Below are 12,752 nucleotides of genomic sequence, written 5' to 3' on the forward strand. Positions count from 1 at the left end.
CCAGTTGTCAGTTTGACCAGGTGGAGATCGGATGTCAACCGCTGAATATGACGTGGCGCACATTCGAGGCTCCCATACTGGTACCGGCAATCACCGTGGAAAGGGAGAACACATGTCCAAAGCGGAAGCGATCGTCGCGGGCCTCGGCGGCGCCGACAACATCGTCGAGATCGAGGCCTGTATCACCCGATTGCGCACCGAGGTGAAGGACGGAAGCAAGGTCGACGAGGCCGCGCTCAAGGCCGCGGGCGCCCACGGTGTGCTCAAGTCGGGTTCGGTCGTGCAGGTCGTCGTCGGCCCCGAAGCCGACACCTTGGCCGACGATATCGAGGACATCCTGTGAGCATCCGGGTCCTCGCCCCGCTACCCGGCACGGTTATCGCCCTGTCCGAGGTCCCCGATCAGGTCTTCGCCGAACAAATCGTCGGCTCCGGCGTCGCCCTCGACCCCGACCGCACCCGCGGCCCCCTGATGGTGACGGCCCCCATCGCGGGCAAGATCCTCAAACTCCACCCGCACGCCTTCGTCATCCTCGGCCAAGGCGTCGGCGTCCTGGTCCACCTGGGCATCGACACGGTGAAACTCAAAGGCGAAGGCTTCGAACTCCTTGCCGCCGAAGGCGACACGGTAGAAGCGGGTGCTCCCATCGTCACCTTCGACCCGGCGAAAACCGCCGCCACCGGCTACTCGATCATCTGCCCCGTCGTCGTCATGGACTCAGCGAAGAACTCCGTCCACACCGACACCATCGGCACCACCGTGGAATCCGGCGCCCTTTTGTTCGATTCGCCGTAGGTTTCGCGGCTGTACGCCGGTGAATCAGCGGGGTTCACACCCCAATCCGTTACCGTCGCGGTCGAGGTCGTACTCATCCGGCCCGATCACGCGAACGGGCCCCGTGAAGACCGGTCCATCGCCGACGCCCTCGCAGTCCACGTCGCTGACGATCGGGAGGCAAGGATCATAGGACGAGTGACAGTCGCGACCCGGTGCGGTACGGAGCTGGCTCGATTCGCTGTTGTGAAGTATGTCGGAAACCGGATCGGCGGTGGCTGACGGCGGCATCGCGATGGCGATAGCTACAGCAGCGCAACCTGCTGATCCGATTAATTGCACTGTTCTCATGACTTTTCCGATCATTCGAAGCTCGCCTATGATTATCTCGCTAACACCCCGCAACAGATAGGTCGGAGATCGAATCGTTGGGCGGGTGAACCGTTGGTCTCGGCCGTGCGTAGTCCGTGTCAGCGGGTCGATGCCGATTCGTGTCGCACAACAGGAGGACGACCGGTGAGTGGAGCGGATCAGACCAGTGAGCAGTTCGCCGATCGGTTGTTCGGGGCCGCGCTCGGGGCGATCGACCTTCTGGCGGTGCATCTCGGAGATCGGCTCGGCTGGTATCGGGCATTGGCCGAGGGTGGTCCCGCGGATGCGGGTGAGTTGGTCGCGCGGGCGGGCGGGGATCGCCGGTATGCGCAGGAGTGGCTCGAGCAGCAGGCGGGGACCGAGATTCTGACGGTGACCACGGACGGGCGGTTCGCGCTCCCTGCCGGCGCCGCGGAAGTTCTCACGGACCCGAGCAGTCTCAATTATCTTGCCCCACTGGCTCGTATGCTGGCGGGCGCCGCTGCCCAGATGCCCGCGCTCGTGCGCGCCTACCGCGACGGCGGTGGCGTCGGCTGGTCCGAATACGGCGCCGACATGCGCGAATCCCAGTCGGACATGAACCGCCCCTGGTTCGAAAAGCGTCTCGCTACTGATCTAGCCGGGGTCCCCGACGTCCACGCGCTGCTTTCACGCCCGAACGCCAAGGCGGCCGACATCGGCTCCGGCGGCGGCTGGTCCGCCATCGCCCTTGCCCGCGCCTACCCCGAGCTGGCGGTCGACGGCTACGACATCGACCAACCCTCGGTGCGGATGGCCACCGACAACGCCGCCGAGCTCGGCAACCGCGTGCGCTTCCACCACGCCGACGCCGCCACCGACCTCCCCGGATCCACCTACGACGCGCTGTTCGCGTTCGAATGCCTGCACGACATGCCGCACCCCGTCGAGGTGCTGACCTCGATGCGCAAAGCCCTGCGTCCAGGTGGGGCGGTGATCATCATGGATGAGGCCGTCGCCCCGGAATTCACCGCACCCGCGAGCGATATCGACCGCCTGATGTACGGCTTCAGCCTGCTGGTCTGCCTGCCCGACGGCATGGCGCATCCAGGATCGGCGGGCACCGGTACAGTCATGCGCTCGGCGAAGCTGGGGGAGTATGCCGAGAAGGCCGGTTTCACCGCCGTCGACGTCCTCCCGATCGAGGACTTCGGATTCTGGCGCTTCTACCGGCTCACGGTCTGATCGACCAACTGTTCGGTCTCGACCGTCCAGCGCCTGGCGAGGTCGTCGAAATACCGCTGGCTGCTCCACAATCGGTAGTTGCCGATCACGTAGACCCGCCGCCGTGCCCGCGAGACCGCCGTATTGAGCACATTCGGATTCGTCGCCGCCCACCGTCGCGACCCGCCCGCGGCGGGCGATGTCCCCAGGACCAGCACCACGACCTCGGCCGAACTGCCGTGCATCGCATGGACAGTACTCACCTGCCGTTCCGCGAAATCCGCGCCGAGCACCTCACGCGCGACCTCCTGCGCGCCATCGGCGACATCACGGAACGGGCTGACCACCCGGATATCGGCCGCGGCCACCCCGTCCTCGGTCAACCGCGCAAGCAGCGCGGCGAGCGCTTCACCTTCACCGGGAATCCAATTGCCTTCGGCCCGTACGGATCTGACATCGATCCACCGATCGTGCCCGGGGAATTCCGGCCGGTCCGGGGTGGCGAACACCAGCAGATCATCGCCATAGGCAATGTGATGGGTGAGTTCGAAGATCGGCCGGTCGCTGCGCCGATGGACCCGCAACGGTGTACCGACCCACACCGGGGCGACCGAATCCGAGGGCATCAGCCACGTTCCGAACCGCGCCCCACGATCAGCCGCCTGGCGCGCAGACGCCTGGTCCGGCATCCACTCCGCATCGAGTCCGTACTGCTGTACCAACGCTTCCTGCGCCGAAGTAGGCAGCACGCCAACCGGCCCCAGTGAACGATGATCACCGACGATCACCGCACGCCGAGCCCGCCACAACCCGCCTGCCACCGACTGCGGCGCAGCCTGCCCGGCATCGTCGACGAACAACCAGCCGAGCGCCTCGGGGCCGAGTCCGGCGAACAATCGAGGCAGCGCGGTGAAGGTCGTCGTGATCATCGGCACGGCGAAGAACAGCGTCTGCCACGCCGCCGCAACGGTTTCCGGTTTCGGCGCGACCGCGAGCTCACCACGGATCAACGCGATGGCGACGATCAGATTGTCGCGAATCCGCGGCGCAGCGTTGAGCAGGAACGCGCGATGCAACTTCAACGCCGACAGGAACAGCTCGCGCCGTGCGCTCGCGTACTGTTCGTCGGCCCAGGGATTGCACAGCTGGAACTGCTCGTCGTCACCCGCGACATCACCGAACGGGATCGTGCGCGACCAGTTCTCGCGCCCACGCTCGATGATGTCCAGCGCCGCCGCCCGCCGCTCCGTCAACTCGACGTGCTCGCGGATGAGCGTGCGTCCGTTCTCGGCCGCCTCCGCCCACTGTTCGCGCGTGTATTCGACCTCGGTCTGGCGTCGCCGCATCTCCGCCTCGGCGATATGTCGTTCGCGCAGCAACTCATTGCTGCGCGCACTCCACCGTCGCCCCGCCCGGAAACCCGTCGACAGCGATGCCATGAACCCGGGCTTGCGCCCACCGTGCTCGGTGAGGAACTTGCCTGCCCGATGATGCGCGGCCTGCGCGGCCCGCAGATGTTCGGTCGCCAGCTGATGACGTTCTCGCCAATGCGCGTGTGCGTCATCGGCATCGGTGATCTCGACCGCCGTCGACTGCAACCCCGCGTTCATCGTGGGCAGGTCGGCCACCGCATCGGCGACGTTCTGCCGGTCTTGTGCGAGCCTGCGTACCTCGGCCCGACGAGTGGTGAAGTCGCGCACCGCGGTCGACCAATCCGGAATCGAATCCGGGTCGGCCTCGGCCTGTTTGAGGATGTCGAGCATCCCACCGTTCGGTGCACCGGTCTTCCGCTCGGCGGCGAACCGATCCCCGAACCAGAACTGTTCGGCGAATGTTCGTCGCGTTCCGCCCAGTGCCGCGGCGACCAATCCCCACGCGGGTGCACCGCCGACGAGTTCGGCCAGGTCGGTGAAGTGATTGAGCTCGCCGTCGATCGCGCCACGTCGCTGGACCTCGGCGACCACATCGGCCGCGGTGGCGTCGCTGCCCGTCGCCAGGACGACTTCGAACCCGGTCACGCTGTTCGCCAATCGGTGCGCGCCCACCGTGTAGTTCTTCGCCACCTGGACCTGCTCGGTGATCCCCGCGAACACCGCCATCGGATCGTCGAATGCCGACAACTGCGCGGCCCGCTCGACCAGAATCCCGGCCAGCAGGTCTCGCAGCATCGTCGTCGTCCCGGTCCCGGGCGCGCCGTGGACGGCGAAAATCCCGGCACCATCACGCAATTCGGACAGCGCGCGGTCGACCGCGAACTGCTGACCCGACACCAGCGGGTCGCCGGGCCAGCGACCGTCCGGAACGAGTTGAGGGAGCAGTCCTTCGACCACTGCGTCCTGCCGTCGACGCACATCGATCCGGTCGTCGACGGCCAGCCCTTCCGCCGCCACGAGGTAGTTCCGCAGCGCCGCGCCGATATCGCCGCGTTCCACCGCCTTCGCGAGTTCGGCCAGGTCGGGACCCAGCCCGCTGTTCAGCCGATCCTCGGCGGCATCGCTGTCGGCGTCACGCGCCGCGATCTGGACGCACGCCACCCGCACGCCCCCGGCCCGCAATTCCGATCGAATGCCCAACGCGGCACACAGTTCGCCGGTGAATATGTGCAGGTCACGCCCGGTCAACCGGGGAGCCTCGGCGATATCCTCGTCGTTCGCGGCGGCGAACCGTTCGGCGAAGGCCAATGCCGACATCCCGGCGAGCCCGGGCGAGATGACCCCATCCGCCCCCGCCGCCATCACCGAAGCCGCCACCCCCCGGCCCGCCACATCCAGCGCACGCCACCGCGGTGCCGGACCCATCTGTTCGTTGTCGGTCCGCGCGTCTCGCGTGAGTGTGTCGAGCGCGGCAGTGAATGCCGCCGAGTCGTGGTCGAACCCGTCGGCCCAGCCGACATCGTGGGGTCCCGGCGCTCGAAGCCGATTCACGGCCCACGCCAAGCCCGACAAGGTCGCCGAGCCCCCGACAACCACTCCGCTGTCGGTCAGCGTCACCGCGAAAGCCGCTGTGGTCCCGGCCCGTCGAGCGTCGGCCTCGAGCTGATCCTCGCCGAAGGTTCGCACCAGCGATTCCCGCGCACGCCCCAACTGGAACAGACCGCCGTACACGACGAACTGCCACACCCGCCCGGTTTTCAACGGAGGGAGGGCGGCAAGGTTTTCCCACGGCGCGCGTTCATCCGCCGCGAGATCGACCACCAGTCCGTCGGTCTCGACGTCCGGTACTAGTTGTGGACCGAACAACTCCACGGTCTGCCAGAAACGCACGAGCCGCGCCGCGTGCTCGGAACCGCCCACGATGCACCCCAATCCGGTCGGCGATCATTGCAGACAACCCCGATCACGGTACGCGATCCGGATTCCACTGGCACGTCACCCCGACGGTCGCGTCGGACGTGGCGAGCCCATCGATGCTGGTCCTACCGTCGCGGCAACCGCGCCGCCGCCCGCAACCGTCCCCCGGCGACGAAGATGTTCTTCATCGGCTCCGATTCCGCCACAGCAGAACCCGCACCGACAACAGTCCCGATCACCACGGCCGCTGTGCGCGCAGATGCCTTGATAATTTCCCCTCGTTCTCCTCGATCAGCGCCGCACATACCGACGTACAGGGCTGACCGCCGAGAGTCCGGAAACCGCCACCGCGCGCTCGGAAAACCCTTTGACCCGTGAACCTTCGGCCACGCACGCTGGAATCATGGACGACTTAGCCCACGCCGCAGACCTGTTCGTGCTCGGTGAGCTCGACGGCGCGGACCTGTCCATGGCCGCCGCCGAGGCACTCGCACGTGGGCTCGAGAGTCCGGCACTGGTCGAGCTCGCTTGCCTACACCGAACGGACTGTGGTGGAGCCCCCGAACTGTTCCGCACCGCGATGGCCGAACTGAACGTGGTGACCGACTGGCGGGCGAGAGAAGTAGGGGTACGACTCCGGCTGGCCCGAGATCACGCGACAGATCTGTTGGCTGACGAGGGCGCGTCGGCCTTCCACCTGGGTGGGATAACAGTGCAACTACGGGAGCTCGCCAGATACCCGGATCCGCCCGCCCCGGAACTGGAAGACCTCGCCGGAGAGTTCGCGGTGCTGTCCGAGTACCTGGAGTTCGTCGACCCAGCGACGATCCGAGAACAGATTCGACAGGGGTGCCGCAACCTCCTGGCGGGCCCGCCTTACGCGCTGGTGAACCCGCACATAGTCACTACGCCTCCCGAGCGGCCGCCGACACGACCTGCGAGATGGCGCCGTTTGGTCGCCTCTCTGCGATCCAGGCCCGCGATCAGCGCAGAATCATCTCCGCCACGGCCTTCGGTGCTGCAAGCCATTCACGAACGTTGTTGCGTACCTCGGTGATCTGCCTGCACTCGCAATAGGCCACCACCCCGTCGGCCTTGATCCCCGCTGCCCGGCACAACGCCACCGCACGGGGGAGATGCTGATACTGGCTCACGATGATCGCCCGATCGACGCCGAACATCGACCTCGCCCGCTCACAGGTCTCCCGTGTGGAAAGCCCAGCACGATCCGACCGGACGATGGCCGGATCGATACCGTGGTCGAGCAGATAGCGCGTCATCGACGCGATCTCGTCGCCCGACGAGCCGCCGGCATCCCCGGACAGCAGAATCTGTTCGGCCTTGCCCGCCGCGACCAACTCGATCGCCACATCGAGACGTCCCCGGAGGTAGGCCATCGGAGTTCCGTCCGGCCCGACCTTGGCACCCGGGACGATCACGACGGGTGCGCTGGGCGCGGTCGCCGCATCACTTCTATGGCCTGACGACAAAGTCCACATCGCGATGTTCGCCCCAGCTGTCACCAACACCAGTCCACCCGCCACGACAAGTCCGGCCTTCGCGATGCGACGCAACCGTCGCCGCTTCCCGCTATGTTCCTCCGCCATGCGCCTTTTCATACATGAACACTGCGAAAATATCCCCTGACTAGGGGATTTGACATTGCAATTGTCGGCACGTAACTTTATTCGAGTCAGAGCGACACGGACACCGACTCAGCCGCCCAGCGGCCGGGACACGAGGTAGTACGATGAGCGCCTGACTGATTGTGTGTTCAGTGCGACTGGGATCGGATTTGCTTCCGGTTGGTTGTCTGAGCTAAGTTTGAACCCTTGCCTCACCGAAACCCCGACGACATGTTGTGGGTAGAAGTGTGTGCGTGTGTTCTTTGAGAACTCAATAGTGTGTCGATGAATGTCAGTGCCAATAATTATTATTGGTTCCAATCTTTCATGTACCCCCCGGTCGTGGGAGGTTGGACATTGAACAACAGCGAACTTTTTGCTGGTGTTCGCATTTGCTAGGTTTTCGGACTCTAGTTAGATAATTTTGATTCGCTCTCCCTCGGGAGGGTTGTTTCGAGAGTCTTCAACGGAGAGTTTGATTCTGGCTCAGGACGAACGCTAGCGGCGTGCTTAACACATGCAAGTCGAGCGGTAAGGCCCTTCAGGGTACACGAGCGGCGAACGGGTGAGTAACACGTGGGTGATCTACCTTGCACTTCGGGATAAGCCTGGGAAACTGGGTCTAATACCGGATATGACCTGAGGTTGCATGACTTCGGGTGGAAAGATTTATCGGTGCGAGATGGGCCCGCGGCCTATCAGCTTGTTGGTGAGGTAACGGCTCACCAAGGCGACGACGGGTAGCCGACCTGAGAGGGTGACCGGCCACACTGGGACTGAGACACGGCCCAGACTCCTACGGGAGGCAGCAGTGGGGAATATTGCACAATGGGCGCAAGCCTGATGCAGCGACGCCGCGTGCGGGATGACGGCCTTCGGGTTGTAAACCGCTTTTGACAGGGACGAAGCGCAAGTGACTGTACCTGTAGAATAAGGACCGGCCAACTACGTGCCAGCAGCCGCGGTAATACGTAGGGTCCGAGCGTTGTCCGGAATTACTGGGCGTAAAGAGCTTGTAGGCGGTTCGTCGCGTCGTTTGTGAAAACTTGGGGCTCAACCTTAAGCTTGCAGGCGATACGGGCGGACTAGAGTACTTCAGGGGAGACTGGAATTCCTGGTGTAGCGGTGAAATGCGCAGATATCAGGAGGAACACCGGTGGCGAAGGCGGGTCTCTGGGAAGTAACTGACGCTGAGAAGCGAAAGCATGGGTAGCAAACAGGATTAGATACCCTGGTAGTCCATGCCGTAAACGGTGGGTACTAGGTGTGGGGCTCCTTCCACGGACTCCGTGCCGTAGCTAACGCATTAAGTACCCCGCCTGGGGAGTACGGCCGCAAGGCTAAAACTCAAAGAAATTGACGGGGGCCCGCACAAGCGGCGGAGCATGTGGATTAATTCGATGCAACGCGAAGAACCTTACCTGGGTTTGACATACACCGGAAACCTGCAGAGATGTAGGCCCCCTTGTGGTCGGTGTACAGGTGGTGCATGGCTGTCGTCAGCTCGTGTCGTGAGATGTTGGGTTAAGTCCCGCAACGAGCGCAACCCTTATCTTATGTTGCCAGCGCGTAATGGCGGGGACTCGTGAGAGACTGCCGGGGTCAACTCGGAGGAAGGTGGGGACGACGTCAAGTCATCATGCCCCTTATGTCCAGGGCTTCACACATGCTACAATGGCCGGTACAGAGGGCTGCGATACCGCGAGGTGGAGCGAATCCCTTAAAGCCGGTCTCAGTTCGGATCGGGGTCTGCAACTCGACCCCGTGAAGTTGGAGTCGCTAGTAATCGCAGATCAGCAACGCTGCGGTGAATACGTTCCCGGGCCTTGTACACACCGCCCGTCACGTCATGAAAGTCGGTAACACCCGAAGCCGGTGGCCTAACCCTTGTGGAGGGAGCCGTCGAAGGTGGGATCGGCGATTGGGACGAAGTCGTAACAAGGTAGCCGTACCGGAAGGTGCGGCTGGATCACCTCCTTTCTAAGGAGCACATCTACACGAACACCTCGAACAGTCGAGAGTGGTTGTGTCAGAGACCGTTTAGTTCCCTTTCGTGGAGCTGCGGACGCTCATGGGTGGAACGCTGACAAACTTCTTCGCATCATGGTGTCGGCTCGGTCCGATATCGCGGTGAATATATCGACACACTATTGGGTCCTGAAAGAACACGCGAAGTGTTTTTTCATGGCAAAACAAACGATCCGAGAGAGTTTTCCTCGAAACCGCCGGCCCGCGAGGGTCGAGTAGGTCTGGGTACGGAACTTTCTGGGGTGTGTTGTTTGAGAACTGCACAGTGGACGCGAGCATCTTTGTTAGTAAGTGTTTAAGAGCGTACGGTGGATGCCTTGGCACCAGGAGCCGATGAAGGACGTAGGAGGCTGCGATAAGCCTCGGGGAGCTGTCAACCGAGCTGAGATCCGAGGATTTCCGAATGGGGAAACCCAGCACGAGTGATGTCGTGTTACCCGCATCTGAATATATAGGGTGTGTGGAGGGAACGTGGGGAAGTGAAACATCTCAGTACCCACAGGAAGAGAAAACAACAGTGATTCCGTGAGTAGTGGCGAGCGAAAGCGGATGAGGCTAAACCAGTTAGATGTGATAGACGGCAGTCGTTGTCTAGCTGGGGTAGTGGGAACATTCTTCTCTGATCTGCCGATCAGGGCAACAGTAAGAAACCAAGTGGTTAGTTGAAGTGGTCTGGAACGGCCTGCCATAGACGGTGATAGTCCGGTAAACGAAAACTTCTTGGCTGTTGTGGATGTCTCCCGAGTAGCAGCGGGCCCGTGAAATCTGCTGTGAATCTGCCGGGACCACCCGGTAAGCCTGAATACTCCCTGGTGACCGATAGCGGACTAGTACCGTGAGGGAAAGGTGAAAAGTACCCCGGGAGGGGAGTGAAATAGTACCTGAAACCGTGCGCTTACAATCCGTCAAAGCCTTCGCAACTTGTTGTGTGGGGTGATGGCGTGCCTTTTGAAGAATGAGCCTGCGAGTCATCGGTGTGTGGCGAGGTTAACCCGTCGAGGGGTAGCCGTAGCGAAAGCGAGTCTGAATAGGGCGAAATTTTAGTCGCACATTATGGACCCGAAGCGGAGTGATCTACCCATGGCCAGGGTGAAGCGACGGTAAGACGTCGTGGAGGCCCGAACCCACTTAGGTTGAAAACTGAGGGGATGAGCTGTGGGTAGGGGTGAAAGGCCAATCAAACTCCGTGATAGCTGGTTCTCCCCGAAATGCATTTAGGTGCAGCGTCACGTGTTTCACATCGGAGGTAGAGCTACTGGATGGCCTAGGGGGCCTACAAGCTTACCGAAGTCAGCCAAACTCCGAATGCCGGTGTGTGAGAGCGTGGCAGTGAGACTGCGGGGGATAAGCTTCGTAGTCGAGAGGGAAACAGCCCAGATCGCCGGCTAAGGCCCCTAAGCGTGTACTAAGTGGAAAAGGATGTGGGGTCGCTTAGACAACCAGGAGGTTGGCTTAGAAGCAGCCACCCTTGAAAGAGTGCGTAATAGCTCACTGGTCAAGTGATCCTGCGCCGACAATGTAGCGGGGCTCAAGTACACCGCCGAAGCCGCGGCATTCACACAATAGCCCGTCCAGACTGTAGTGGTCTGGGCCAGGTGTGTGGATGGGTAGGGGAGCGTCCTGTGGCCGTGGAAGCAGCAGTGTGAACTAGCTGTGGAGGCCACGGGAGTGAGAATGCAGGCATGAGTAGCGAAAGACGAGTGAGAAACTCGTCCGCCGAATGACCAAGGGTTCCTGGGCCAGGTTAATCCGCCCAGGGTGAGTCGGGACCTAAGGCGAGGCCGACAGGCGTAGTCGATGGACAACGGGTTGATATTCCCGTACCCGTGTATCCGCGCCCAATGCTGAATCAGTGGTACTAACTGTCCAAATGTTGTCTTATCGAGCCTTCGGGCGAGAGGGATGACGGCTGCACAGGACCTTCGCTGTAGTAGGTAAGCGATGGGGTGACGCAGGAAGGTAGCTGGGCCAGGTGATGGAATACCTGGTGTAAGCCTGTAGGGCGTTGTGTAGGCAAATCCGCACAGCATGAAGCCTGAGAGGTGATGCGTACCCGTTGAGGGGAATTCAGTGATCCTATGCTGCCGAGAAAAGCCTCTAGCGAGCTGGTACACGGCCCGTACCCCAAACCGACACAGGTGGTCAGGTAGAGAATACTAAGGCGATCGAGAGAACTGTGGTTAAGGAACTCGGCAAAATGCCCCCGTAACTTCGGGAGAAGGGGGACCTGGTCTGGTGACGTTCTTTACGGACTGAGCTGGACGAGGTCGCAGAGACCAGAGAGAAGCGACTGTTTACTAAAAACACAGGTCCGTGCGAAGTCGTAAGACGATGTATACGGACTGACGCCTGCCCGGTGCCGGAAGGTTAAGAGGACCGGTTAGCGGATTTATCCGCGAAGCTGAGAATTTAAGCCCCGGTAAACGGCGGTGGTAACTATAACCATCCTAAGGTAGCGAAATTCCTTGTCGGGTAAGTTCCGACCTGCACGAATGGCGTAACGACTTCTCTGCTGTCTCAACCACAGACTCGGCGAAATTGCATTACGAGTAAAGATGCTCGTTACGCGCGGCAGGACGAAAAGACCCCGGGACCTTCACTATAGCTTGGTATTGGTGTTCGGTACGGTTTGTGTAGGATAGGTGGGAGACTGTGAAGCGGGCACGCTAGTGTTTGTGGAGTCGTCGTTGAAATACCACTCTGATCGTATTGGACTTCTAACCTCGGACCATGATCTGGTTCAGGGACAGTGCCTGGTGGGTAGTTTAACTGGGGCGGTTGCCTCCCAAAATGTAACGGAGGCGCCCAAAGGTTCCCTCAGCCTGGTTGGCAATCAGGTGTTGAGTGCAAGTGCACAAGGGAGCTTGACTGTGAGACTGACAGGTCGAGCAGGGACGAAAGTCGGGACTAGTGATCCGGCACCGGCAAGTGGAAGCGGTGTCGCTCAACGGATAAAAGGTACCCCGGGGATAACAGGCTGATCTTCCCCAAGAGTCCATATCGACGGGATGGTTTGGCACCTCGATGTCGGCTCGTCGCATCCTGGGGCTGGAGTAGGTCCCAAGGGTTGGGCTGTTCGCCCATTAAAGCGGCACGCGAGCTGGGTTTAGAACGTCGTGAGACAGTTCGGTCTCTATCCGCCGCGCGCGTAAGAAACTTGAGGAAGGCTGTCCCTAGTACGAGAGGACCGGGACGGACGAACCTCTGGTGTGCCAGTTGTTCCGCCAGGAGCACTGCTGGTTGGCTACGTTCGGAAGGGATAACCGCTGAAAGCATCTAAGCGGGAAGCCTGTTCCAAGATGAGGTTTCTCTCCCACTTGATGGGTTAAGGCCCCCTACAGACCATGGGGTTGATAGGCCAGAATTGGAAGCCAGGTAACTGGTGTAGGTGACTGGTACTAATAGGCCGAGGGCTTACTACGAAGGTGTTACGCGTCCACTGTGCGGTTTCTGAAACAACAGACACTGCAGCAAACCCCGT

At 61.6% G+C, this 12,752-nt stretch carries 6 protein-coding genes and 2 rRNA genes; 6 read left to right on the top strand and 2 right to left on the bottom strand.

Features of this window, described 5'->3' with window-relative positions:
* Positions 1 to 112: 112 nt before the first annotated feature.
* From QX204_RS06705 to QX204_RS06715, 3 genes are all read left to right on the top strand, one after another.
* Positions 113 to 343, top strand: a complete 231-nt coding sequence (locus tag QX204_RS06705; protein WP_056821036.1) for a PTS sugar transporter subunit IIB — start codon at positions 113 to 115, stop codon at positions 341 to 343.
* Complete coding sequence (locus QX204_RS06710; protein WP_301905703.1) at positions 340 to 795, top strand: PTS sugar transporter subunit IIA; 456 nt, start codon at positions 340 to 342, stop codon at positions 793 to 795. Before QX204_RS06705 ends, QX204_RS06710 begins: the two co-directional genes overlap by 4 nt.
* A gap of 495 nt (positions 796 to 1,290) precedes the next feature.
* A complete protein-coding gene (locus tag QX204_RS06715; RefSeq protein WP_301905704.1) occupies positions 1,291 to 2,349 on the top strand; it encodes a class I SAM-dependent methyltransferase in 1,059 nt (352 codons plus the stop codon).
* On the opposite strand, the gene QX204_RS06720 is transcribed toward QX204_RS06715, so the two are convergent.
* Positions 2,331 to 5,621, bottom strand: a complete 3,291-nt coding sequence (locus QX204_RS06720; RefSeq protein ID WP_301905705.1) for a DEAD/DEAH box helicase — start codon at positions 5,619 to 5,621, stop codon at positions 2,331 to 2,333. The genes QX204_RS06715 and QX204_RS06720 overlap by 19 nt on opposite strands.
* 400 nt (positions 5,622 to 6,021) lie before the next feature.
* Between QX204_RS06720 and QX204_RS06725 the strand changes: the two genes are divergently transcribed.
* Positions 6,022 to 6,675, top strand: coding sequence for a hypothetical protein (locus QX204_RS06725; RefSeq protein WP_301905706.1), 654 nt, complete (start codon positions 6,022 to 6,024; stop codon positions 6,673 to 6,675).
* On the opposite strand, the gene QX204_RS06730 is transcribed toward QX204_RS06725, so the two are convergent.
* Complete coding sequence (locus QX204_RS06730; RefSeq protein WP_301905707.1) at positions 6,602 to 7,225, bottom strand: SanA/YdcF family protein; 624 nt, start codon at positions 7,223 to 7,225, stop codon at positions 6,602 to 6,604. The genes QX204_RS06725 and QX204_RS06730 overlap by 74 nt on opposite strands.
* A gap of 481 nt (positions 7,226 to 7,706) precedes the next feature.
* Between QX204_RS06730 and QX204_RS06735 the strand changes: the two genes are divergently transcribed.
* A 16S ribosomal RNA gene (locus QX204_RS06735) occupies positions 7,707 to 9,223 on the top strand.
* A gap of 333 nt (positions 9,224 to 9,556) precedes the next feature.
* Positions 9,557 to 12,693 (top strand): 23S ribosomal RNA (locus tag QX204_RS06740).
* The 16S and 23S rRNA genes sit together here, the layout of an rRNA operon.
* Positions 12,694 to 12,752 lie beyond the last annotated feature (59 nt).

It is taken from the genome of Nocardia sp. PE-7 (genome assembly GCF_030486425.1).
GTDB lineage: Bacteria > Actinomycetota > Actinomycetes > Mycobacteriales > Mycobacteriaceae > Nocardia > Nocardia salmonicida_A.

Bases quoted from the DNA above. Each gene is read 5' to 3' on its own strand.
- QX204_RS06730 (WP_301905707.1), bottom strand. From the start codon at position 7,225: ATGGCGGAGGAACATAGCGGGAAGCGGCGACGGTTGCGTCGCATCGCG.
- QX204_RS06725 (WP_301905706.1), top strand. From the start codon at position 6,022: ATGGACGACTTAGCCCACGCCGCAGACCTGTTCGTGCTCGGTGAGCTC.
- QX204_RS06705 (WP_056821036.1), top strand. From the start codon at position 113: ATGTCCAAAGCGGAAGCGATCGTCGCGGGCCTCGGCGGCGCCGACAAC.